This is a genomic window from Streptomyces humicola (assembly GCF_024436035.1).
GTDB classification, from domain to species: Bacteria; Actinomycetota; Actinomycetes; order Streptomycetales; family Streptomycetaceae; genus Streptantibioticus_B; species Streptantibioticus_B humicola.
Window position 1 is genome coordinate 131,407 of the sequence record NZ_JANFNG010000006.1, and the last position, 24,441, is coordinate 155,847.

The window sequence follows — 24,441 nt, forward strand, 5'->3', positions numbered from 1 at the left end:
GGTGTTTCACCTTCGTTCGTGGGACATTCCTGGGAGGCTGGGATGTCGCCGCGGCGACGTCGTTCAAGCGTCAGATCCACTTCGGCAGGGTGGGCAGCTGTGCGGTGCCCGCCCCGGTGTCGAGCCCGGCTCCGTCGGAGCGGCCGGAGAGCCAGGCGAGCGCCTCGGCGAGGGTGCCGCTGACCGTGGGTCCGCTGCCGGTTCCGAACCGGGCGATGACCGCGCCCTCGTCATCGCGCAGCGTGAACGTGGGTACGCCAGGGGCCTGCGCAAAGTAGCCGGTCACATCATCGAAGATGATCCGCAGTGCGGTCTCGGGGATGTCGGTGAATCCATAGCCGAGGCGCAGGTCGATGTGGTGCAGTTCGAGTTCGCGCAGGCGGATCACCAACACCCGCTGCGGCGTGCAGGTCTCTCCCGTGAAGGGCTTGATCGTCGCCTTCCAGGCGGGCCCCGGGAGCTCTTCGATGCTGCGCTGGAAGTGTGCCGCCGTCTCCCGTACATCGGCGACGAGGAGTGCGGCGGGGCGGCCGGCCCCGGCGGCGATCTCGGCGCCGCGTGCCTGCCTGTCGGCGTACTGCGGGGTTTCGACGCCGGTGCGTGCCCACTCCAGCAGCCGTTCCAGCGCCGGGACCTGGCACGCCAGGTGGCTGAGCACATGTCCGCGGGTCCAACCGGAGAGCAGCGAGGGAGCGCGCACCCCGGTGTCGTCGAGCGCTGCCAGGCCGTTCAGCAGCCGCTGTGCCGCGGCGGAGATCTCCTGGAAGGACTCCTGGGTCGGGGCAATTTCCTTCACTGTTGCCTCTCCTGTCCGATGAGTCCGGCAAGTCCTTGACCGATCCTGACGAGTTGGGAGGAGATGTGCGCCAGGCCGGCCGGGTCGTCGCAGGCGAGCGCCTCGTGCTGCTGCTGCTCGTTGCCGTACAGCAGACTGGTGGCGGCCTTGAAGCGCAGCGCCTTCGGGTCGTCGCCGAGCAGATGGCCGCCGAGGACGACGATGCCGGAGTCGTCGAGCAGCCTCTCGGCGAGCGAGGCCGAGTCGGTGACGCCGCGTTCGGCCAGGCGTGCGCGGTGCGGCTCGAAGTCCGGGTAGACGTAGAAGGCGCCCGTCGGCGGACGGCAGCGGGCTCCCGCCTCGACGGCGATCGCGTGCACCGCACGGGCCACGGCGCCGTGCAACCGGGCCCCAGCGGCGAGCCGTTCGGTGATCTCCTCGGGCTCGTCGAATGCGTACTCGGCGACCTGCTGCATCGGCCCGGCCAGGGTCGACCACACCTCGCTAGCGACCGAGACCACCGCGTCGCGGATGCGCTCGCCGGTCTCGTTTGCCGGGAAGCGCGCGACGCCGATGCGCCAGCCGCCGAGGCCGAGTGTCTTGGACAGACCGCTGGTGACCACGGTGCGGTCGGGCACCACCTCGGCGGGGCTGAGGAAGGGCGTGGCCTGCGGGTCGTGGACGATGTCCCGGTAGATCTCGTCCGAGACGATCAGCAAGTCCTCCTCCTCGGCGATGGCGCACACCTCGCGCACCAGGTGCGGCGGGGCGAGGGTGCCTGTCGGGTTGTCGGGGAGGGTCAGGATCATCAGCCGCGGGTCGCGGCCTGCGGCGCGTGCGGCGCGGAGCACCGTGCGCAACGCCCCGGGCTCCGGCACGCCGCCCCATTCATCCGGAATCGGCACCCCGAAGGCCTTCTTGCCGGCATACGCCGCCTGCGGCGCATAGGTGTTCCAGGCCGGCCGGGGCAGGAGCACATCGCCGTCCACCACCAGTTGGACCGCCATCAGCAACGGCTTGCTGCCGGGGGCGACGACAACCTGGTCCGCGGTCGTCGGCATCCGGCGGCGCGCGAAGTAGCCCGCCACCGCACGGCGCACCCCTTCGCTTCCTGCCACCGGTCCGTAGGACGCGCGTGACGCCCCGGCCGCCAATTGCTGTGCCAGTCCCGGCAGCACAGGCAGTCTCGCCTCGCCGAATGCGAGATGGACCAGGGACTCTCCGGCGGCGCCCCGCCCGTCGACGAGCTGGTTGAGTGCCATGTTCGGCGAGGTACGGCGAAGGGAGGCGATCGTCATGGCTGACTCCTTCTTCCCTGCGCGGGACGGGAGTTGTCGCTTGCGCCGGTACCGCCGGCCACCGCCGCCGCGATGTCGGGAGGGGTGGCCGGATCGAGTTGCAGTTCGTCGATCCACGCGGCCTCGGCGCAAAACCGGGCGCGGAAGGGCCGGCCCACCAGGGAGGGTGTGCGGGCCTGCAGCATCCTCAGTTGGAAGAAGGCGCCCTGCTCCGTCTCCTCGATCCCGTCCACGGCGATCTTCCCCGGTGTGGCCGACATGACCGGACCGCGTACGGTGCGGGCCAGACCCGGCAGGGTGCGGTAGGCGTCGCGGAAGACTTCCACGGCCCTGGCGAGCGCCACCTTGAAGTAGTCGTGTGGACCGGTGTCGCGCTCCACGAACAGGTAGTACGGGACTGCTCCGGCGGCCAGTTCGGCCCCCCACAACTCACTCCACACCGATGCGTCGTCGTTGACGTGGGCGATGAGCGGCGCCTGACAGTAGAGCACCGCACCGGTGGCGCGGATCCGCGCCAGGGCACGGCGCGCCTGGTCGGTCCGCAGCTCGCGCGGATGGCTGAAGTGCGCCATCACCGCAAGCTGCCGTCCTGAGGCGACGATGCGCTCGAACAGCCGCAGGGCGTCGTCGGCGTCGGTGTCCGTGGTGAACCGCTGGGGCCAGTAGGCGACGGACTTGGTGCCGATGCGGATGGTGCGCACCGACTCCACGTCCAGCAACGGCAGCAGGTGGCGGGCGAGCCGCTCGGTGGACATCACCATCGGGTCACCGCCGGTGACCAGTACGTCGTGTACTTCGGGGTGGTCACGCAGATAGGTGATCAGACCGTCGGGGTCGGGCGCGGCGAAGCGCAGGTCCGCATCACCGATGAACTGCGCCCAACGGAAGCAGTAGGTGCAGTAGGCGTGGCAGGTCTGGCCCTGGCCTGGGAAGTAGAGCACGGTCTCGCGGTACTTGTGCTGCAACCCGGGTAGCTCCGTACCGTCCTGGCTGGGCACATTGAGCCGCTGGCCGGAGGGGTGCGGGTTGAGGCGTGCGCGGATCTCCTTGACGGTCTCGCGCAGCAGCAGCCGGTCGGCGGGATCGGCCGATGCCTTGGCGATCTGCTGCAGGTCGGCATCGGTCAGCATCCCGCGCTGGGGGAAAGTCAGCTGAAAGATCGGGTCGTCGGGCACCGAGCCCCAGTCGATGAGGTGGGAGAGCACATAGGTGTTGACCCGGAACGGCAGCACCAGCGAGACCAGGCGCACGGTCCGTCCGATCTCCTCCGGAAGCCCGTAACGCTCGGCGATCTCGTCGATGTGGCGGGGCCCGTACGCCTGGAACCGCGAGGTCTCCAGCAAGGTGCCGGGCATCAGCGTGCGGCCCCCTTGCCGTCCGCCTTCCGGATCAGCTGATCGCCGAGGACAAGGAAGTCCAGGTCCATGGAGCGGAATGCGGCCAGCGCGTCGCCCGCGGTGTTGACGATGGGCTGGCCTTTGTCGTTGAAGGAGGTGTTGAGCAGGACCGGTGGCACCCCCTGGCGCTCCAGCGCATCGAGCACTGCCCCCACGGCGGGGGCTTCGTCTGCCTGGAGCACCTGCGGCCGGGTGGTGCCGTCGATGTGCACGACACCTGGGGCGACGCTGCGTCCCAGCTCAGTGGCCTTGGCGGCGCCGAGCATGTAGCGGCTCAGATACTCCTGCTGCTCCCAGAGCCGGGCGCCGTAGCCGGGGCGGGTCACGCCCGCGAAGGGACGCCACTGCTCCCGGTTCTTGATGGCGTTGACACGGGTGTTGACCTCGGCCGTGTCCGGTACGGCGATGATCGAGCGTCGGCACAGAGCGCGCGGGCCGACCTCGGCGCGCCCCTGGGCGACGGCGCCGACCCGGCCGTCGAGCAGCAGTGCGGTGAGGGCGTCGATGTCCAGCTCGGAGCGGATCAGGCCGAAGGTGTCCGGACCGTGGCTGCGTGCTCCGTAGGCGGGCCCGTCGATGTCGGTGCCCAGGTAGGGGGTGAGCGGGTCGGTGTGCCGCTTCGGTGGGCGCACCGTCCACGCGGCGCCGAGTGCCACGCCCGCGTCGTGCGGCACCGGTGGTACGTAGACAGGGCCGGGCAGTGTGCCGTTGGTGCTGCAGTTGAGCGCGACTCCGCCGCTCAGGCAGAGGTTGTCGACATCGGCGGCCTTGCGGGCGATGGCTGCCAGGTGCGTGACGGTCTCCTCGATGATGCGCTGTGCGGTGTAGGCGACGAGCACCGCCTTGGGGTCGTCGGCGAGACGCTCCTCCGGCACGCTGGGGCCGGTTGCCCCGGCGATGGCTGTGTAGCGCTCCCTCCAGGCGCCGACCACGGCGTCGTACTGCTCCTTGATCTCCTCGGCGGGGGCACGGCCGTGGCTCTCAGCCAGTGGCCGCACGGCCAACCGGAAGTCGTCGCCGTCGATCTCCACCAGCGGTTCGGTGGCGAGTCCGCGGGCGCGCCCGTAGGCGGCGAGCCCCATGGTCTTGCCCGCGTTGAGGAAGGAGAACCCCAGCCATGTCGATGCGGCGTCGTAGGCGTAGCCGAGCGAGGCGGTGCGCTGCCAGCTGCGCTCGCGGCGCGGCTCGGCGCCGTCTTCGAAGGTCCAGATGGTGGAGGACTCGTTCTCACCGTGCCCGTCGATCACCAGGACGGCGGCCTTGTCGAACGGTGAGGCGTAGAAGGAGGATGCGGCGTGCGCCGCGTGGTGGGGTACGCGCACCACCTCGGGGGTGCGGCCGGCGAAGTCGAGCCCGGCGGCGTAGGAGAGGAACTCCGCGTCGCTGGTGAAGCGCTGCGGGTAGAGCTGCTCGGTGTCCCAGCCGACCGCGACCACATCGATGTCGGCGGCGGTGATGCCCGCTTGGTCGAGGCAGAACCGGGCGGCGCCGACCGGCTTGCGGTACAGGGAGTGGCGGTGCCGGTTGCACCGTTCCTCCTCGGAGAAGGCGACTACGTTGCCGTTGCCGTTGACGAGGCAGGCGGCGGCGTCATGCCAGCCGGTGGGCGGTGCGTTGAGGCCAAGAATCCACATGTCACTTGTTTCTCTTCGTGCGCGGTGGTCAGGGTCGGTGCAGGGGTGGCAGTGGCACGAGCTGCGCGCGGACGGCTTCTTCGGCGCGCCGGAGGGTCGTCGCGCACTCCTCGGGGGTGTCGGCAGTAGCCAGCAGTGCGGCGAGCCGCGGGACGATGCCGTGTGGTGGCAGCCGCAGTTCGGTGCCGGGCCCGGCCAGGGGGATGGCCTGGACGATGCCGGGGACGGCCTGCGCTGCGGTCAGGTCGAGGGAGCGGACGGCCGCGTCGTGCTCGGGGTAGACGAAGCGGACCTCGGCGCAGCGGTCGCGCGTCCGTTCGGTGTCGGGCGCAGTGTCGAGTGCGATGTCGATGGCGGCGGCGACCGGATCGACGCCGGTGGCGAGGGTTCCGAGCAGCGGGATGAAGTCGCCCCCGAGGCGGCCGTTGACCTCCACGATGCGTGGTCCGACGGAGGTGAGCCTCAGCTCCGCATGGGTCAGGCCGGTCCGGATGCCGAGCGTCCGGTGGGCCGAGGTGACCACTGAGCGCAGTTCGTCGGCCCAGGGCTGGTGGCGCCAGGGGGCGACGAGGTGGCCGATCTCCTCGAAGTACGGGGCGAAGCCGAGCCGCTTGTGAGCCACGTTGACGATGCGCACCTCGCCGTCGAGGACCGCGCTGTCGACGCTGATCTCCGGGCCGCGCAGGAACTCCTCGACGATCACACCGGACAGGCTGCTGATGCCGGGAAAGGTGGAACCGGTCGCCTGGTCGACGGCGCGGACCAGTTCGTCCTCGTCGGCGGCGAGGGTGACTCCGATGCTGCCCGCGAGGGCACGGGGCTTGACGACGACGGGGTAGCCGAGTTGCTCGGCCGCCTGGAGCGCCTCGGCGTGGGTGTGGACGTGCCGGAAGCCGGCCGAGGGCACTCCGGCAGCGTCGAGCAGGCGCCGCGTGGCGAGCTTGTCACGGCAGCGGCGGGCGGCTTGCGGGGACATATGGGCGAGCCCGAGGCGGCGGGCGACCTGCGCGGTGGTCTCCAACAGCGTTTCGTCCCAGGTCAGTACGGCGCCGGGCCCTTCGTGGCCGTCGAGCAACTGCGCGACGGCGCATGTCGTCTGCGCCACATCGCAGGTGTCCGCGGTGCGGAACCGGTCGTCCACGTACTGCCGTTGCCAGTCGGTGGCTGTGCGCTGCACGAGTGCGGTCTGCACCCGGTTTGCGGCAGTGGACAGCGAGTACCTGCGGTAGGGCGGGTTCCCGCAGCCGATGAGGACTAGGCGCGGCGGGGCCGTCCGATCGACCGGCGTGCACTCCAGTACGGCGCTCCGCATGGTGCGGCGGATCGCCTCCTCCACCTGGGTGGTGGCCGCGCCGCGGAAACGGAACCGGGCCCCGGCGTGCTCGTAACCGCTGCGATCCATCAGCCGGCCGACATCGGGCAGCACTTCCGCATAGGGGCCGTCGACTTCGCCTGTATGAGAGGTGACGGACCGCACCCGGCAGGGCATCGGCACACTGGGCGGCACCAGCAGCCAGCCGCCCACGTGCGAGGCGCCGTCGGCCTGCGGCACCTGGTCGTCGGGCAGACCCATCTGGTGGGCGAAGGCGGTGGCCATCAGGTCGATGCCATGGACTTCGCGCCAGATGAAGGGGACTTCGGCGCCGCCCGGCCGGGCGGCGATCTCCAGAACAGTGAGGTCGCCCTGGTCGCTTGCGAAGAGCTCCAGGTGGAAGACGGACGCCTGGGTGAACAGCGCCCGTGTGGTGGCGTCGGTGATCTCGCCGATCCGGGCGAGGGTCTCCTCGTCGTCGATCTCCACCGAACCGAGCGCGGCTCCGGCCGTGAAATCCAGGCATGTGTTGAGGTAACGGGAGGCCCGCCATGCTCCCAGGCCCGCCTCGGTGACAATGCCGTCGACGTGCAGTACCCCGTCCGGGACCCAGGGCTGAACCAGCAAGGTGTCCTGTGGGAACGCGTACGCCGCCAGCTCCTGCCGGGAGTCGAGCCGGGTGATGCCCGAACTCGCCGTCCCGTACCGCGGTTTGACCAGCACCGGCCAGCCGTTCCGTCCGGCGAAGGCTTCGACCGCGGCGTGGTCGGGGGCATCGGCCGTCGCGGGCGCAGGGACACCTGCCGCCTCGAGCCGCCGCGCCATCAGCAGCTTGTCGCGCAGCGGTGCCAGATCCTCGGTGCTCAACCCAGGAAGCCCGAAATCTCCGCGCAGATCGGCCGCCAGATCCAGGTCGAGCTCCTGCAGGGCGATGATCCGGGTCGGCGGGCCGCTCTGCTCGACCAGGTCGTCGACGGCCTGGCGGACCGCCTTGGCGTCCTGGGTGCTGGGGACGAGCCGGATGCCCGCCGTGTGCTCCTGCGGCAGGAGGGCCGCCGCGGTGTCAGTGGTGATGTAGCTGACGCGGTGGGCGGTGTGGTCGATGTAGGCGGCGTAGTCGGCGTAGCGGTCGGTCCAGCGGTGGATGACGATCACGTGATCCGGCAAGAGAAGCCTCCTGAGGGCAGGAGCGAGTGATGCGAGCGGTGAAGTCGGCAGGGAAGCGGCCGGGGCGGTGGCAGTCGCCGGCCCTACGCTGTTCAGATCCGTTCCGCGGTGGTCAGCAGGGCGTCGTGCAGCTCCCGGAGCAGCGCTTCGGCCTGCTCACGGGCGACGTCCTTGGCAGTCAGCCGAACCGACAGTGAGCTGCTGGTCTCCAGCGCGCGCGCGTAGCAGCGCGGGCCGATGGTGGTGAACGGCTCCTCCCAGTCGATCCGGGGCCCGGTGGCGGACATGGTGTCCGCTTCCTCGCCCGGCCCGGGAGGCCCGTCGGGCACGGCGACGTGGTTGAACGCGCAGACCGGCTCCGGCGCATGCCGCATGCGGTCGCGGAGCGCCTCGACGGCGGTGACATCGTGCATGCCGTGGCGGAAGGCGGTGAGGCTGTTCCAGTGCGCCGTGCGGGCCACCGCGATCAGATCGTCGTCCATGGCGTGGTCGACGACGGCGGGCACCCATTGATTCATCGACGTCACCACGTTCTTCCAGCGTTCGGTGAAGCGGTTGGCGCACATCAACTGCGTCAGCAGCCGATCGGTTCCGCACAGCCGCGCCACGCTGCGCACATACGCGGACAGGACGACAGCGGCCACCGACACCTGCGCTCGCTCGGCGATGGCATGCGCGGCCGAGCGTGCGGGCGCGGAATGCAAAGTGCACTGCAGGGCGTCGGCGCTGCTTTCCGTCGCCCCTCCGGCGCCCGGGGCACGGCGGGGAAGGCTGATGTGTGCAGGGGCGCTTTCCAGCGTGTGCTGCCAGTGGGCGAGAGCCGCAGCCTGGCGGCGCCTGCCCGTCTGCGAGTACTGGTCGGCGGCGAGGTCGGCGGGGCCAGGCGGGGCCGGCTTCAGGCCGCCGGGGCGGGTCAGCGCCGTCAGGAACTCCCGGTGCAGCAGTTCCTGGGCCCAGGCGTCGGCGACGATGTGATGCTTGATGAAGACCACATGGGTAGGGGCGTCATGGCAGGTGAGCAGCCGGGCGCGCCAGCCGTGTTCCCGCCCGAGATCGAAGGGGCGAGCGGCCAGGTCCGCAGCGATCTCCTGTGGCCGGTCTGCTGACTCGAGCGTCGTGAGGCTGTCGTGGAACTCGGCGTCCGGAGTCAACTGGCGTGGTGCGGCACGTTCGGTGAGGTCGTAGCGGGTCCTCAAGGACGGGTGGCGCTCGACGACGGTGCGCAGTGCTATGCCGACCTGCTCGGCATGCACCCCCTGCGGGATGGTCCACACGGCCGCATTGTTGGGCTCATGCCGTCGGCTCGGTGGCAGGTACCTGATGTCTTGCCAGACCGAGAGCTGCCCCAGTGACAGCAGCGCTGGTTCGGACATTGGCCCCCCTCCAAGCCAGGGAACTTCCATGTTTCGGAATCCAGTTTCCATCCACGCCCGACAGACACTTCCACAAGCCGTTGAAGCGCGTCAATCAAGATCCTTGAGACGCACGCCACATGGCGAGCACTCCGGGGGTATGGCATCATACCGTCGTTTCGGAATCTCGATTCCGTGATACGAAATTGGTGTCGACGGGGGGCGTGTGAGCGTGAGTCAGCAGCCGACCGAAATGAACCATTCATCCGAATTTGACGGTTCAGTAGATGCGCCAGGTACAACCGCTTCATCCGGTTTCCCCGCTTCAGACGGCTTCGCCGGAGAATTCCTCCATGAATTCCTGCTCGCCGGTGCGCAGGTGACTCCCGACCGCCCGGCCGTCGTCGAATCCGCGGGAATCGGCCGGGTACGCGTCACCTCCTACCGCGATCTGCGGCTGCTGGTCGACACCTACACATCCCACCTTCGCGATCTGGGCATCGGAATCGGCGAACGCATCATCCTGGAAGCGGATGTGACGGCGCAGTCCATCGCTATGCTGCTCGCTTGTTCCGCGGCCGGCCTCACCTTCATTCCCGTAAGCCCCGAGACCCCCGCACAACGGCTGCACTCGATGATCTCCACGGCCCGCCCCGCTCTGCACGTGCAGCCCACCGACGGAAAGCGGGACGCCCTCCCCGGCGGTGTCGGCACCGCACGGTTCGACACGGCCGGAATCACCGTCGTCGAACGCCCGCCGACCGGCCGCTCCCTGCGCCGCGAGGCATGCGTCACCGACCCCGCCTACATGATCTTCACCTCGGGCACCACCGGCCGCCCCAAGGGCGTGGTGATGAGCCATCGCGCAGTGGTCTCCTTCTATCGGGCCATGCTGGAGTACCGCATCGTCACCCCCCGGGACCGGGTGGCCAGCACCTCACCGCTGCAATTCGACTTCTCGCTGCTCAACATCGGCCTGGCACTCGGATCCGGCGCCGCGGTCGTACCGGTGGCGCAGCAACTCGTCCGCTGGCCCCGCAATTTCCTGCGCGTCCTCCGTGAAACCGGCGCCACGCAGGTCAACGGCGTTCCGTCGATCTGGCAGCAGGCACTGCGATACGAACCGGAGAAGGTGGCCGCGCTCGACGGGCTGCGCGGCATCCTCTTCTGCGGCGAGGAGTTCCCACTGCCCGAACTCCGCCGAATCCGCGAGCTGTTGCCGCAGGTGCGCATCATCAACTGCTATGGCGCAACCGAGTCGATGGCATGCTCCTTCGCCGACGTTCCCGATCCACTCCCCGACGACCTGGAGAGGCTGTCCATCGGCAGCGGCCATCGCGGCGCCGAACTCCTGCTTGTCAACGAGGCAGGGCATGTCATCGACGAACCGGGCGTTCCCGGTGAGCTGTACCTTCGCAGCCCTGCTCTCTTCTCCGGTTACTGGGACGACCCCGCCGCGACCCGGGCCGCGCTGGTGCCCGATCCTCTCTGCCCTCAATCCGGGCAGCTGGTGCTGCGCACCGGCGATGTCGCCTACCGCGGGCACGACGGCGAGCTGTACTTCTGCGGACGGTCGGACTCCCAGGTGCAGATCAACGGCAATCGCGTCGAACTCGGCGAGGTGGAGCGCCGGTTGCTGGAATTCCCGGGAGCCACCGCAGCGGCCGCCGTTCCACTTCCGCACGCCGCATCGGGCACGGTGCTCGGGGGCTTCGTCGTGGTGTCGAATGATGCGCCCGCCGCCGACGCGGCGAGCCTGCGCGAATTCTGCGCTGACAGGCTTCCCTCCTACATGGTCCCCCGGGAAATACGCCTGGTGGAGACCCTACCCACGACCACCAACGGCAAGGTGGACCGAGCCGCGCTCATCTCCAGCGCGGCGACGGCAGGCGAGACAGGCGAAGAGAGGAACGGAGAGCTGCCGTGAGCAAGGTCGAGGCGCCCGGCCGCGCCGGCACCGAAGCCCGGGGACGTCTGCGCTCGGCGGTGAGAATCCGTGTGGGTGGACTGCCCAGCGCCTTCTGGGTGCTGTGGTGCGGCAGCCTGGTCAACCGTCTCGGCGCCATGGTGAACCCGTTCCTCAGCCTCTACCTCACCGGTGTAAGGGGGCTTTCGGTCCCCACGACGGGACTTGTCCTCGGCATCGTCGGCGTCGGGTCGGTCATCTCGCAACCGCTCGGCGGCATCATCGCGGACCGCTTCGGACGCCGTGCCGCACTCACCGGCGGCATGCTGGCCAATGGTGCGGTCCTTGTCTTGCTGGGCTCCACCGGAAGCATCGCCGTGATCACACTGTGCGGATTCCTGCTCGGCATCACCATCGACCTCTACCGGCCCGCGTCCCAGGCGCTCGTCGCCGACGCCGTACCCGTCGCGGACCGTACCCGGGCCTTCGGACTGCTCCTCTGGTCGGTCAACCTCGGCTTCTCAGCAGCGATGATGCTCGGTGGATACATCGCCACGCACGGCTTCCATCTGCTGTTCTGGATCGACGCCGGAGCGTGTGCGATCTTCGGGCTGATGGTGTGGCTCGCCGTCCCCGAGACGCATACCTCCGGTGCCGACCGGGCCGCCGGGAGCCTGCTCACCGTCGTCCGCGACCACACGATGCTCGCCTTCGCCGGGGTCGTCGTCCTGTATGCGATCGTCTTCCAACAGGCCTTCGCCACCTTGCCGCTGGCGATGCGGCATTCGGGGTTGTCCGGCGAAGCCTACGGCTGGGTGATGGCGGTCAACGGCATCGTCGTGGTCTCCATGCAACCGATCATCGGCCACAAGCTCTCCGGCTTCGACAAGAGCCACGTTCTCGCGGCGGGATTCCTCATCGCCGCCTGCGGGAACGCGCTGGCGAGCATCGCCTCGGCGACCGCCGGCTATGCCGTCGCCGTCGCGGTCTGGTCACTGGGCGAGATCCTCGTCTTCGCCGTCACCGCCTCCATCGTTGCCGACCTCGCCCCACAGAACCTGCGCGGCCGATACAACGGGCTGCTCGGCATGGCGTGGGGAACCGGATTCCTGATCGCCCCCGTCGTCGGCACCCGGTTGCTCGCCATCGGCGCTCCGGTCCTCTGGTACGGCTGCATCGCCTTGTGCGTACTGGCCGCGCTGGGCCAGCTGGCGCTCGCCCCCGCGGTCCGCTGCCGAACCGCGGGCTGACCGGCACTCGAAGCGGTGGGCGCACGGCCGTACTTTGAGGGGTCCGCTTCCGCAGGGCCGCCTCCACCCCTTCCCGCGGCCAGAACAGCGAGGCAATGAAGCCCGAACGCCTCGGGAGAACAGGGCCTTCTCGACGAGGGCCGTCCGCTCAGTGCCACTGACCAGCCGCGGGACGAACTGAAAATCGTCGGAACCCACGCACTTGTAGACGTGCAATAACACCTCGCCACTGTTCACCCCACCATCACCGCCCCTACCTCTGCCCCAGTTGCAGCACCTGTGCAGTCTCGTCCACCGCCCGTCCACTAGAGCCGGACGCCAAAGGTGATCAAAACCTGCAGCCGTCGGGACATGACCAGGTCAGGGGCCCTGGCCACACAGCTTCGCCACTGAAACTAAACCGCTAGCCTACGCATTGCGATGCATAGAACGAGGGCGTCCGATCTGGGGGATTTCCAAGGTCAAGAGAACGAAAAACCGCAGGTCAGAGACTTGACCTGCGGTTCACCTTGGAGCCGCCTGAGGGAATCGAACCCTCGACCTACGCATTACGAGTACGGGATTGATCGTGCCATCCCGTGCTGCGCAAGCCTGTCACATCTCGTTTTGCCTGATCAGAGTGTATGAGCAACGTTCGCTCATGATGCCTCGTACTGGCAGGTCCAAAGGCGTCCGCGCTCCCCCTGCGCTCCCCACCGTCCTCCGAGGTACTTCATCTGTGCCGCCCCGGGTCCAGCGGAAGCACGACAACGCGGACATGACCGCTCTGCCTGCAGGTAGCCTGCTGCGTCTGGACTCGGAACCCCACCCGTCGAGCGCTCCAGTCACCATCCGACCGTTCAGATTGTAACGGTCCCACAAGAATGCCAGCGCCCATAACCTCGATCCGTTCTCGCCTGCGGCTCTCCACGGGGGTGCGGCCGCCCGGCTGACGTCGTATCGGCTTGGCGCTTTCCGAACCCGAGGCAGAGTAGGACGGCGGGAGCTCCATCGACCAGGTCCATCTGCCACAGGTGCATGGGCGCCTCGCGCTGCCACCGGCGGTACTTGCGCGGATGCTGCTGTTCCTGGGAGCGGACGAAGCCGAGACACCTCGGCATCGAGCAACTGGCGACCTCGGCATAGACAACAAATTGTGGATGAGAAGACCTCAAGCGCCTAGTCGGTGGGGATGACCATCGCTGACGCCATCCAACCCGCCGTGCTCCTGGTCCCGGCATCGGCCTGGACACCAGCCACCAAGCCGGACGACAAGGCCCGCGACGGCGCCTGGGTTGCCGAGCTCGCCGGTGACGTCCTGAAGGGCTGGCCGAAGGGCATGCGGCTGATCGTCCGCAAGGAACGCTCGTATTCCGGCGCCCAGTTGCGCCTTACTGACGCCGACGGCATGCGGCTGACCTGCTTCGCCACCAACGCCACCGGCACACCGATCGGGCGCCTGGAGCTGCGGCACCGCCAGCGCGCCCGCGCTGAGGACCGCATCCGCGCCGCCCGCGACACCGGCCTGCGCAACCTGCCCCTGCAAGATGCCGCCCAGTACGCATCCGGCTGGAGATCATCCAGCTCGCGCTCGACCTGCTGGCCTGGATGCCCATGCTCGCCCTGACGGGCCAGGCCCGCCTGTGGGAACCCAAGCGCCTGCGGCTGCGGCTGTTCTCCGCCGCCGCCCAGCTGGTTATCAACGGCCGCCGATACCTCCGCCTCGCCCGCCACTGGCCCTGGACCGACGTGATCACCAACGCGTTCGAGTAGCTGCAGGCCTTGCCGAACCAAGGCTGACGAGCAGCGACGTACTGTCCCGACGAGCACCCCACCATCTCCGGAGCCGTGGAACCCGGCGCCCACCCGACGCGTCAGCCGGGCCTTCGGCTTGCCCACCCCAGCCCAAACAAGGCGAATCGGTCCGACGGATGAACCAACGGAAACATCGAGGTTAACGCCACAGGACGGCAGTTCGCTACCCCCATCCCATGTGGGCTGACTGACACCACTCGCAGTGGTGTCTCCGCTATCCGTTTCGCCCGATTAATCGTGAGGAGATGCCTGATTAATCCTGAAGTGAAGGCGAGGGAAAGCCGGTAAGTCCTCCTGAAAGGAGTGTCAGTTCTCGACTTCCCTCGCTATGCTCACGCTCCGTGCCTACGGAAAGATCGTTTAAGCACATCCGTCGTGGAGCGGGATCACCGTTGCTGCTCGTACAGGGGACAGCGGCAACGCATCTCCATTGGGGAAAGCGACTGATGTCGCTGCTCGCCGCTTCGTTCGACGTGGTGGCCTACGACCATCGCGGTGTTGGATACTCGGCGTTGGCGTGCGAGTCCTTCACAGTGGCTGATCTTGCCGACGATGCCGTTGGCCTGCTCGACGAGCTCGGTTGGCCGCGTGCGCACGTCATGGGGGTGTCGATGGGGGGCGTTGTCGCTCAGGAGTTGGCTCTGCGCCATCCGAACCGGGTGGAGAGTCTGCTGCTCGGCTGCACCCACACGGGCGGGGCCGGTTCACCGGCCCTTGCCTCGGATGTACTGGCTTCGGCCATCGTCCACGGCGACAAGCCGGCGACGCTGCGCAACATCTTTCGCGTCGGGGTAAAGGACCCGGAGCGGGTGCGCCGGGGCGCCTGGGAGGAGTACCGCGATGCCGCTCTGACACTGCCAGTGGACCCGCGGACGACGGCTCTGCAGATTGGTGCAGTCGCTCTTCACAGCACCGCTGAGCGACTGCACCGAATCAATGTGCCGACGCACGTCGTACACGGCGACACCGATCGCCTCGTTCCTGTCGAGTCGGGTGAGAAGCTGGCCTCCACCATCCCCGGCGCCCATTTCACGGTGCTGTCGGCAGGTCACTTCTTCTGGCTGGAACAACCCGAGCAGACGGCCAAGTTGGTGGCGGAGACGTGCTCTGCACCATCGCGCGAGGAGGTCCCACTGTGACACATGGCAACTTGTGGCGGACGTTCGTCCGGGTCGCCGGTTCCCACCCCGACCGCGAGGCTTATGTTGGCCCGGAGGGAGCCCTCGACTACCGGCAACTTGCTGTTGCCGCAGCCATGTTGGCGGACCGTCTGTGCATGCGGAAGGTCGGTGCGGGTGATCTCGTCACAGTCGAGATGCCCGTCGGCTCGGGCTTCGTCGTCGGTGTGCTGGCCGCAGTGGCGGTCGGCGCGACGTATCTCCCGATCGATGTGTCGGGCCCCGCAAGGCGGCGTGAGCAGATCCTGGAGGACGCCCGGCCCTCGGTTGTTCTCCAGGCCGACGACGATGACCTCCGTGCGGCCCTGCGCCTCTCGGAAACATCGGCCGCACCCGGCTCACCAGACCCGGGGCGGCACGATCCCGCCACGGACGATGATGATCCGGCCTACGTCATCTACACCTCCGGTTCCACCGGCAGGCCCAAGGGTGTCGTGGTTCCGGCACGCGGCGTCCACAACCTGCTGGCGGCGTTCCAGAGCCGCGCGCCGCTGAGCCCGGGAGCGCGGCACAGCTGGTGGACGTCGCCCGGGTTCGATGTCTCCGTGTACGAGATGTGGAGTGCGTTGCTGAACGGCGGGACCGTGGTGCCTGTGCCGGACGCGCACCGCCGTGACATCGACGCCACGCTCGACTACTTGGCCGAGCACCACATCGACTCGGCGTACCTGCCTCCTCAGTTCCTCCCTTCGCTGCGCGACCGGGTCGTGAGCGGTGGTCCCGCCCCCCGGCTGAGGCGTCTTCTGACCGGCGTCGAGCCGATTCCCATCGGACTGCTGGTTGATCTGCAGTCATGTATGCCCGATGTGGTCGTCGTCAACGGGTACGGCCCGACCGAGACCACCGTGTGCGCCACGCTGTACACGGTTCCCGAGCGATGTACCGAACCGCAGCGGCGGACACCGATCGGATCGGTGATCGAAGGCAACCGCGGCTTCGTGCTCGACGATCGCCTCGCTCCGGTCGGTCCGGGACAGCCCGGAGAGCTGTGCGTCGCCGGCCGTGGCCTGGCCCTCGGCTACCTGCACGATCCGAGCCGAACCGCCGAACGCTTCGTGGCCGCCGCCGACGGCGACGGTCTGATGTACCGGACCGGTGATCTCGTCGTTGCCGACGTCGAGGGCGAGTTGACCTTCCTCGGCAGGATCGACGATCAGCTCAAGATCGACGGCGTCCGGATCGAACCGGCGGAGACAGAGGTCGCGCTCAGGCGGCTCGACGAGATATCGGACGTCGCCGTCCTCGCGCGGCCGACGAGCCCTGGTGGCCCGTTGGTGCTGACGGCCTTTGTGGTGCTTTCCGACGCCGTCGGCGAAGCCACCGGCGACCTCTGGACCGTGATCAGGGCGCGCCTGGCCGAGGAGCTTCCCGCACAGGCCGTACCCCGGCGCTTCTTCGCGCTGGAACGGATACCGATGACCAGCGACGGCAAGCTCGACCGCGCCGCGCTTCCGCAGCCGAACGACGCGCCGGCGCGCCCGGCCCGGAACGAGCACGAGCGAACCGTCGAGGACGCCTGCCGCGCTCTGCTTCCCCACACACCGCCCTCGGCACTGGACCTCGGGTTCGCCGAGATAGGTGGCGACTCGCTGCAGGCGGCGCGGCTGTCCATCGCCTTGCGATCGGCGACCGGCCGAGCCGTTACGGCCGCCCACGTTCTCGAAGCGGAGACCTTGGCCGACCTGGCGGCGAAGGTATCGGCGATGCCCGTCGACGACGCGTCGGACGACGAGAACGCGGGACAGAGCGAGGCACCCTTGACGCCGGGCCAGGCCGGGATGTGGGCAGCAGAGCTGATCAGCGCTGCTCCCGGGTCCTTCCACGAGTCCGTGGCACTGGAGCTGACCGGCCCCGTCGACCCCGACCGAACAGCCCGGGAGCTGACGGCCGTTCTCAACCGGCACGTTGTCTTTCGCGGATGCATCGACGAGGGCGGCGCGCTGTTCGTGACCGATGGTGAACCGGTCTCCGTCGCGGTGCGGTCCGTGGCGCCCGGGGAGAGCCTGGAGCACGGCTGGCAGCAGTTGCTGGCCGAATTGCAGCGCCCGGCTTTCGACGTCACCAAGGGGCCGCTCGTCCGCGCTGCCGTGCTCGCCGCACCGGACACGGTCCGCGTGCTGCTCGTCTGGCACCATCTGGTGATCGACGCATGGAGCGCTCGGGTCGTACTCGAAGAGCTCACGGCCGCACTGAGCGGCCATGCCCCTTCCCGCTCGGAGGAGCATGGCCATGCCGACTATGCGCACAGGCAGCGGAGTTACCTCGATTCCACCGAGGGCAAGCTGGCCGTGTGCGCCGCGGCCGACCGGATACGCGCCTGGTTGCCGCCGCTAGGTGAGGGAGAGAGCGGTCCGGTACAGAGCTCCTGCAGTGTCACGGAATTGGCGGTTGGCCCACGTGTCTGGTCCAAGGTGCGCGACTGCGCGCGGCGCAACGGCACAACGGTGTTCGCGGTCACCTTGGCTGCAACTCTTGAGCCGGTGTGTCAACTGGCGGAGACCGGCGGGCGGTTCGCGCTCACAGTGGCTGACCGGAACGAACCTGCCGACGCCGCCGCCGCAGGATACTTCCTGACGACCGTTCCGTTCGGCCTGCCTCCCGGAGACGGTCGCGTCACCCCTGGCCCGAACGACGCACTGCGCCGGGCCCGCGAGGTGATCGCCGAGGCGCGCGAGATGTCGAGAGTGCCCTTCCCCGCGTTGATGGCCGAACTGGGCCTGCGCGAGACCCGATCCGTTGCACCGCTGGTCATTGCGTGGGACCGCGATCCGGCCACCGCGCTCTCTGTCCCGGGCTGTACGGTGCGGTCCCTGTCCGTAAGCCCGCTGGGAGTGCGCTGGCCGTGGACCGTTCTGTTCACAGACCGAGCGGATCTCGGAATGTCCGGACGGATCGAGTTCCCGCCGTGGGTGCCTGGAGACCGAGTGGCACGCTTCGGCGCGGAATTGGAATCGATGCTGGACGAGTTCGCGTCCTTGGCATGAGCACGGTGCGACTCGGTCGCATGACAACCGCTACGGGGGAAGAATGCTGCGTACACATAGCGCCGACGAGGGTGAATGTATCGGAGAGGTCGATTCGGTCGAGCTTTACCGGCTGATGGTCCGTCAACGGCACTTGGACCTGTCCGCGGCGGCGGACATGTTGGGCTGGAGCGAGGGGCGTACCGCTGCGGCCGCCGAGTGGCTCAGCAAGTACGAGCTGCTGGTCCCCCTGCTCGGAGAGGGAAACACCTTCGGCGTCTCCGCCCCCCGTAGCGCGGCCTCCCGGCTGCTGGTCCCGCTGGACCAGCAGATCGAACGCCTCGAACGCGAGGCGGAACATCTCCGCGCCGACCTCGGCCGCTATCAGGTCACGTACCACGAGGCCATCCACGAAACCGAGGACGGGAACGAGTTCAGCACGATTGCCGGGCTCGACGCCATCAATGCCGAGTTGGAGGTCGCGGCCGCGCGCTGCACGGAGGAAGTGCTCACGGTGCAGCCCGGCGGCGGCCGCAACGCCGAGAGTCTGGCCGCGTCCTGGGAACCCACCCGCGCCATGCTGGAGCGCGGTGTCCAGATGTGCACCATCTATCAGCATTCAGCCCGCTTCCATACTGCCACCCGGCAGTACGTCAAACAGGTCACCAGTCACGGCGGGGACGTGCGCACCGTCGGCGAATGCACCGATCGGCTGATCATTTTTGATCGCAAGATTGCCTTCATTCCGGCCCGCGGTGACCGTCAGATCGCGCTCGTCATCCACCAGCCGGCCGTCGTCAAGTTCCTGGTCTCCGTCTTCGAGCGGTTCTGGAATGACGCGACGCCGTTCTCGGCCCACAACCGGGTGTCCGAAGTGAAGACCCTGCTGTCCGACGTCCGCATGTCCATCATCAAGCTGCTTGCCGAGGGCGAGACCGACAACGCCATCGCCCGCCGCATGGGAGTGAGCGTACGGACCTGCCGTGGCCATATCGCCAAGATCTACGAGGAGTTCGGCGCGCGCAGCCGCTGCCAGCTGGGCGTGCTGATTGCCACCTCAGGGATCCTGGACGCCGACGATGTCCATGAGGAGGGCAACGCCGCTGCCGGCTGACCGGACCGCTCAGGCCCGCTCCGCCCTGGGGAGGCCGAGGCAGTCCGCAAGGCCCACGGTGTCCCGCACCACGTACGTCGCTCGGCTGAGGCGGTCGGCCGGAGCCAGGGGCGCGAAGCCGATGCTTGTCATGCCGGCGGCCACCGCCGCGTCGACCCCCGGCATGCTGTCCTCGATCACCACTGCGTGGGCCGGGTCGACGTCCATGCGCACGGCGGCGTGCAGAAAGAGGTCCGGAGCCGGCTTTCCACGCAGGACGTCGTCCGCCGAGTACACACGGTGCCCGAAGTGCGGGGCGAGCCCGGTGACCCGCAGGGCGAGGTCGAGACGGTCTCGTGGTGAGCTCGACGCGACACAGAACGGCGTTCCGCGCTCGCCCAGGGCGGTCAGGATGTCCACTATCCCGGGGACGGGGCACAACTCCCGCTCGAACGCTGCCTTCAGGCGCTCCCGGTAGTGCTCCGCGAAGCCGGCCGGGAGCTCGCGTCCCGTTTCCGCGCGGACCAAGGCCCGCACGCGGTCCAGGGTGCCGCCCATGTAGCGGCGGATGCTGTCTTCGAAGGTGGTGGGGAACCCGGATTCGGTGAGCAGGGCGGCGAGTACGCGGTTGGCGATCGGCTCCGAGTCGACCAGTACGCCGTCGTTGTCGAAGATCACCAGATCCGCGTCGGCGGGGTCCCGCAACCGCGTCGCGACGGGCGCCGGCGGTGCCCAGCCGGGATACGGATTCCCGTGCAGACGGGAGTTGTCGAAGCGGAGGTCCTCGGTGACCTCCTCGGCGATCCATGGAGGCAGGTCGGTGACGGACTGGGCGTCGTCCGCGTCGAGTTCGGCCAGGACGAGGCCGGAGTTGGAGCCGAAGAACTCGTCCACAGTCCAGCCGTCGTACGGCACACCGAGGTAGTGCCGCACCTTCTCCACGAGCGGTTGTGGGCACAGCCGTCCGAGGATCTCCTCGGCGTCGGCGAGCGGTACGGGGTACTCGAACTCGGGCCTGAGCGCGCCCTGGCGGGGGCCCTTGACGGTGAGGACCGCGGACTGCCCGTCGGTGATCCGTACCCGCACGGCCCGGTCGGGGTCCTCGGACAGGTAGCCCTGGCGGATTTCCCGTGTCCGGACCACCGCCTCGCGCCAGCCGCGGCGCACCAGGAACTTGCGTTCCGTCTCCACTCCCATCACGCAAGTCCGTTCAGTGCGGTGTCGAAGACCTCGGCGAACACATCGAGTTCAGCCTCCCGGATGACCAGAGGCGGATGCACGTTGATGACGTCGGGTGCCATGCCGGTGGTGGCGACGAGGACCCCGGCCTCGGGGTGTGCGGAGCGGAAGAGGTGACGCAGCCGGCTGGCGTGCGGTCCGTTGAGGACGATACGAGCCGTGCCGCCCATCGTATCGACCTCGCGGACCAGGGCGGGGTGACGCGTCGCGACCGCGGTCAGCCGTTCCCGCATCGCCTCCTCCAGCAGGAGGATGTCCTTGTCCACTGTCGTCCACCGCTCCCAGCGGTCCAGCACCGTGTCCACGACGGCGAGTGCGCTCGGGATGCCGATGTACGTGGAGGAGTGGCTGCCGGGGCGGTACTGGTCGGGATGGCCCAAGGGCTCGCGCGACCAGACCATACTCAGCGCCGCACCGCCGTTGGTCAGGCCCTTACTGGTCACCACGACGTCCGGAGTGACGCCGGCCCGCTGGAAACCCCAGCGCGGTCCGACCCGGTGCATGCCCGTGAAGATCTCGTCTGCGATGACCACCGCGCCCTGCTCCCGCGCATGGTCCACGGCGGAGCGCAGCAACCCGTGGTCGGGCTCCACCATGCCGCCGACGTTCTGTACGGATTCGAAGACGAACGCCGACACCTTGCGGCGGAAGCCGTTGCCGCCGACCCCGGTCAGCTCGGATCCCCAGCGGGCGACGGCCTTGCGGCAGCCGACCGTACACCCGCCGCCGACAGGGGGATGCGGACACCGCCGGCAGTCCGGGCTGGGCAGCCGGACCACCTCAAGGCCCCACGCGGCGAGCAGTTCGCGGTAGCGGGGGCTCGAACTGAGCATGCTCGTCACTCCGGAGCGGCCGTGGAAGGCACCTTCGAAGACGACGACCGTGCCGGGCCCGTTGGCCGCGAAGGCTATGCGCAGCGCTGTTTCCATCGCTTGCGCGCCGCCGAGGTCCAGTTCCACGCGCCCGGGGGTGCTCAGGACACCCGACACGAGTCGCTCCAGCCGGGACAACACCTTCAGCCTCAGTTCGGACTCGCAGAAGGAAGGCAGAGCCGGCAGTTGCTCACAGCGCGCCAGCGCCTCACGCAGCAGCTCGCCGTCGTAGCCCCAGGCGACCGTGCCGTTGGCGGCCTCCGCGTCCAGGTACCGGCGTCCGTCGCCGGCGGTCAGCCAGCAGCCCTCGCCCGAGACGAACCGGGGGACCTCGGGCTCGCGGTAGACGAGGTTGCCCGCCCCGGCGAAGCCGGGAATGCGGTCTGAGTTCTTGGATTCGGTCATGCGGATGCTTCCTCGGTCAACCGCCGACCGCCCAACAGCGTCGGCTGTCCGTCCACCACGACGACGCGGCTTCCGTCAGAGTGTGTGCTGTCGCTGAGCGCGAGCCGCCCGGCCGCGAACGCCCGCACGGTCCACTGCAGGCAGGGGCGGTCGCTGCGGCTCTTCTGCGCCAGCTCCTGCTGCCAGGCGTCCTCCGGGGTCGGCCGCCGTCCCGCCACGGGCACCTCCGGTCCCATGGCCAGCACCGCGCCCCCGTCCCGGGTCGTGTCGACCAGGAAGCAGGAGGTACGAGTCGTGGGACGGCCCGCCGCCATGGCGAGCCGTACGGGATCCTTGCCGATGAACTCCCGTGTGCCCCGGTCGGACAGGACCGAGAGGTCGGCCGGGTGCTGGTTGATCATGCGGCCCTGATAGCGCTCCAGGAGCCGGCCCTCGATCCAGCGGTGGTAGGCGAGGACCATCAGGTCCAGTTCGCCGTTGCACCGCTCCCAGTCGGCCAGCCGTGTTTCCAGGCCGTCGTGCCATTCCCGGGCCCGGGCCCGGTAGCGCGCGCGGGCCTCCGGGTCGCCCGCGGCCGACGCGGTGCCGCAGTGGCGGTCGAAGTCGCCGGTCCACGCCTCGACGCCGGCCCGGCGCGCCACGTCCAGGGCCTTGACCCGCTCCCCGTGCGAGGCGACGAGGCAGACCTCGAACTCGCCCGGGTGTGCGTCCTGCATGCCGAGCAGGGTGCTGAGGTTGGCGCCGGTCGAGGAGACCAGGACACCGATGCGCAACGGCCCGGATACGGAGCGGCGGCTCAGGGGGACATGGGTACCGGTGGCGGGGGGAAGTGCGGACAAGGGCGGTCTCTTCTCTCGGGTTCTTCGAGGCCGTGCGACAGCCGCTTCGACGTTCTTCCACTGTGCGGTGCGGCGGCATGCCGGTCCATCACGGCCCGGCCCAGTTTGCTGAACTGCAGGAAGCTGAAGGACGGCAATCCTCCGCCCACACATGCATCAAGCTGCACTCATGTTCATGCAATGCATGGAGATGATGTCTGCGGAACTGGAGTTCGGCGAGGGCAGCGGGTGAGTCTTGCGAGGCCGCCACAAGCGGCGTTCGTTGAATTCCTAACGGTGGGAGAATTCAGATGGCCTCGTGCTCGCTCATACGGTCCCGTTCCGCGCTCTTTGTGACGGCGAACGACATTCGCTGGGATCTGATCTTCGGTGTGGCGTCGCCCGGCCCACGCTCGGCCGAGGTGCGGTACATTGGCTGACATCGCGGGGTATACGGCGCTGGCCGCGCTGGTGGTGGTTGTCCCTGGAGCCGACACGCTCGTCGTGGTGCGCAACACCCTGAGCGGCGGCCCCGGGAGCGCTGTCCGGACCACCACTGGCGTATGTACGGGGCTGGCCGCGTGGGCCCTGCTGTCCTCGGCGGGACTCGCGGCCGCCGTCGCTGGCTCTCCGGCGCTCTTTGCCATGCTCAGAGTGGCCGGCGCCGCCTATCTCGTCCTGCTCGGGGTGCAGGCGCTCATCGCCGCGTCCCGGGCGGCGGAGCCCGAGCTGCCCGTCGGCCGGGACTGGCGGCAGGGCGCGCTGACGAGCCTGGGAAACCCTAAAGTCGGCGTTTTCTACACCTCCCTGCTCCCGCAGTTCCTGCCCTCCCACGGGTCGGCGCTCGGGGCCGCCACGCTGCTGGCTTCGATTCACATCGCCCTGAGTTTCCTGTCGCTGCTCGCCTATGGCGTTCTCGCGGCGCGCATGGGCGACATCTTCCGCGAAGGGAGATGGCGAAAGGTCCTGGAGAGGTGTGCGGGGACCGGTTTGTGCGCCGTCGGACTGTGGCTGATCGTGTCCGCGGTAACAGGGAATTGACAAGGCTGGAAGGGTTGCAATGGGGTCGCCGCTGGACGGCTGGTACGAAAAGGCAGGAGTGCGGACCGACCCGCGGCGCGTGATCGGGGATGAACTGGAAGCGGGAAAGACCCTCTTTCCTGAGAAGCTGATCCCGTACCTGGACCATCCGCTGGTGCGGGCGCTGGACCCGCGGCAGCGGTTCGCCCTCGTAACCCGGCATCTCTACCAGTACATGCTGTTCACGATGCACTTCGAGACGAGCGTGGTGAACCGCGCCGCCGGTCGCATTGCGGACGGCACCTCGGGGCTGCACCTGCCGTCCTCGGTGCGCCTGGACGCGTACAAGATCTACTGCGACGAGGCCTATCACGCGCTGTACAGCCTCGACGTGGTGGAACAGGTGAGCGGCGCGACCGGCATCGAGACGCCCGACTACGACTTCGCGCCGTTCCTCGGCCGCCTCGACGCAATCGGCGCCGAGGTCCTGCCCGGCGAGCCCGTCCTTGTGCAGCTGCTCCAGGTGGTCGTCTTCGAAACGCTAGTCACCTCGATCCTCAAGGACATACCGAAGGACCCCTTCGTGGTCGGCACCGTCCGCGAGGTCGTCCGTGATCACGCCGAGGACGAAGGCCGCCACCACGCCTATTTCGCCGCCTTCTTCAAGGAACTCTGGCAGGGCATGAGCCCGGCACTCCGCGTGCGGGCCGCGCGCTGCCTGCCGGAGCTGGTCAGCCGCAGCCTCACGCCCGACCTGGTGCCCGTGCGTACCTCCCTCGGCGCGGCAGGGCTGGGCGACGCGGCCGTGCGCGAGATCGTCACCGACTGCTATGCCCCCGAGCAACTGCGTCGCGGCGTCCGGTCTTCCGCGCGGCACACCTTTCACCTGTTCGAATCCGTTGGAGTGCTGGACGTGGCCGGGGCGCGGGACGCCTTCACGTCCGCCGGGTTGTTGTGACAACGCCTAT

General features: G+C 68.8%; 16 protein-coding genes and 1 pseudogene. 8 read left to right on the plus strand and 9 right to left on the minus strand.

The window, feature by feature from the left end:
* Window positions 1-70 precede the first annotated feature (70 nt).
* The 6 genes from NGB36_RS10885 to NGB36_RS10910 all read right to left on the minus strand — a co-directional run bounded on the left by NGB36_RS10885 (window position 71) and on the right by NGB36_RS10910 (window position 8,956).
* On the minus strand, window positions 71-796 hold the full coding sequence (locus tag NGB36_RS10885; protein ID WP_255919987.1) for a maleylpyruvate isomerase family mycothiol-dependent enzyme: 726 nt from the start codon (window positions 794-796) through the stop codon (window positions 71-73).
* Window positions 793-2,073: a pyridoxal phosphate-dependent aminotransferase gene (locus tag NGB36_RS10890; protein WP_255919988.1), complete on the minus strand. Its 1,281-nt coding sequence runs from the start codon at window positions 2,071-2,073 to the stop codon at window positions 793-795. The genes NGB36_RS10885 and NGB36_RS10890 overlap by 4 nt, the downstream gene beginning before the upstream one ends.
* On the minus strand, window positions 2,070-3,428 hold the full coding sequence (locus NGB36_RS10895) for a KamA family radical SAM protein (protein WP_255919989.1): 1,359 nt from the start codon (window positions 3,426-3,428) through the stop codon (window positions 2,070-2,072). The genes NGB36_RS10890 and NGB36_RS10895 overlap by 4 nt, the downstream gene beginning before the upstream one ends.
* Complete coding sequence (locus tag NGB36_RS10900; RefSeq protein ID WP_255919990.1) at window positions 3,428-5,104, minus strand: carbamoyltransferase C-terminal domain-containing protein; 1,677 nt, start codon at window positions 5,102-5,104, stop codon at window positions 3,428-3,430. The genes NGB36_RS10895 and NGB36_RS10900 overlap by 1 nt, the downstream gene beginning before the upstream one ends.
* A 28-nt stretch (window positions 5,105-5,132) precedes the next feature.
* Window positions 5,133-7,583 (minus strand): ATP-grasp domain-containing protein, encoded by a 2,451-nt coding sequence (locus tag NGB36_RS10905; protein WP_255919991.1) that lies wholly within the window; start codon window positions 7,581-7,583, stop codon window positions 5,133-5,135.
* A gap of 92 nt (window positions 7,584-7,675) precedes the next feature.
* Window positions 7,676-8,956, minus strand: coding sequence for a condensation domain-containing protein (locus NGB36_RS10910; RefSeq protein ID WP_255919992.1), 1,281 nt, complete (start codon window positions 8,954-8,956; stop codon window positions 7,676-7,678).
* Window positions 8,957-9,314: 358 nt separating this feature from the next.
* Between NGB36_RS10910 and NGB36_RS10915 the strand changes: the two genes are divergently transcribed.
* From NGB36_RS10915 to NGB36_RS10940, 6 genes and pseudogenes are all read left to right on the plus strand, one after another.
* Window positions 9,315-10,862 carry an AMP-binding protein gene (locus NGB36_RS10915; RefSeq protein WP_255919993.1) on the plus strand — a complete coding sequence of 516 codons (1,548 nt, stop codon included), beginning with the start codon at window positions 9,315-9,317 and terminating at the stop codon, window positions 10,860-10,862.
* The gene (locus tag NGB36_RS10920) at window positions 10,859-12,091 is read left to right on the plus strand and encodes an MDR family MFS transporter (RefSeq protein ID WP_255919994.1); all 1,233 of its coding nucleotides are present in this window, start codon (window positions 10,859-10,861) and stop codon (window positions 12,089-12,091) included. Before NGB36_RS10915 ends, NGB36_RS10920 begins: the two co-directional genes overlap by 4 nt.
* 1,165 nt (window positions 12,092-13,256) lie before the next feature.
* Window positions 13,257-13,843 (plus strand): annotated as a pseudogene (locus tag NGB36_RS10925) (transposase); the annotation flags it as partial.
* A gap of 383 nt (window positions 13,844-14,226) precedes the next feature.
* The gene (locus NGB36_RS10930) at window positions 14,227-15,024 is read left to right on the plus strand and encodes an alpha/beta fold hydrolase (protein ID WP_255919995.1); all 798 of its coding nucleotides are present in this window, start codon (window positions 14,227-14,229) and stop codon (window positions 15,022-15,024) included.
* A complete protein-coding gene (locus tag NGB36_RS10935) occupies window positions 15,021-18,047 on the plus strand; it encodes a non-ribosomal peptide synthetase (protein WP_255919996.1) in 3,027 nt (1,008 codons plus the stop codon). Before NGB36_RS10930 ends, NGB36_RS10935 begins: the two co-directional genes overlap by 4 nt.
* Before the next feature lie 43 nt (window positions 18,048-18,090).
* A complete protein-coding gene (locus NGB36_RS10940) occupies window positions 18,091-19,140 on the plus strand; it encodes a helix-turn-helix transcriptional regulator (protein ID WP_255919997.1) in 1,050 nt (349 codons plus the stop codon).
* A gap of 9 nt (window positions 19,141-19,149) precedes the next feature.
* Here the strand turns inward: NGB36_RS10940 and NGB36_RS33405 are convergent, their stop codons facing one another.
* Genes NGB36_RS33405 through NGB36_RS10960 form a run of 3 tightly spaced genes read right to left on the minus strand, consistent with a single transcriptional unit; the run spans window position 19,150 to window position 22,474 of the window.
* The gene (locus tag NGB36_RS33405; protein WP_308288834.1) at window positions 19,150-20,316 is read right to left on the minus strand and encodes an HAD-IA family hydrolase; all 1,167 of its coding nucleotides are present in this window, start codon (window positions 20,314-20,316) and stop codon (window positions 19,150-19,152) included.
* Complete coding sequence (locus NGB36_RS10955; protein WP_255919998.1) at window positions 20,316-21,635, minus strand: aminotransferase class III-fold pyridoxal phosphate-dependent enzyme; 1,320 nt, start codon at window positions 21,633-21,635, stop codon at window positions 20,316-20,318. The genes NGB36_RS33405 and NGB36_RS10955 overlap by 1 nt, the downstream gene beginning before the upstream one ends.
* Window positions 21,632-22,474: a formyltransferase family protein gene (locus NGB36_RS10960; protein ID WP_255919999.1), complete on the minus strand. Its 843-nt coding sequence runs from the start codon at window positions 22,472-22,474 to the stop codon at window positions 21,632-21,634. Before NGB36_RS10960 ends, NGB36_RS10955 begins: the two co-directional genes overlap by 4 nt.
* A 411-nt stretch (window positions 22,475-22,885) precedes the next feature.
* On the opposite strand from NGB36_RS10960, the gene NGB36_RS10965 reads away from it, so the two are divergent.
* The gene (locus NGB36_RS10965) at window positions 22,886-23,494 is read left to right on the plus strand and encodes a LysE family translocator (RefSeq protein WP_255920000.1); all 609 of its coding nucleotides are present in this window, start codon (window positions 22,886-22,888) and stop codon (window positions 23,492-23,494) included.
* Window positions 23,495-23,513: 19 nt separating this feature from the next.
* A complete protein-coding gene (locus NGB36_RS10970) occupies window positions 23,514-24,431 on the plus strand; it encodes a diiron oxygenase (RefSeq protein ID WP_255920001.1) in 918 nt (305 codons plus the stop codon).
* Window positions 24,432-24,441 lie beyond the last annotated feature (10 nt).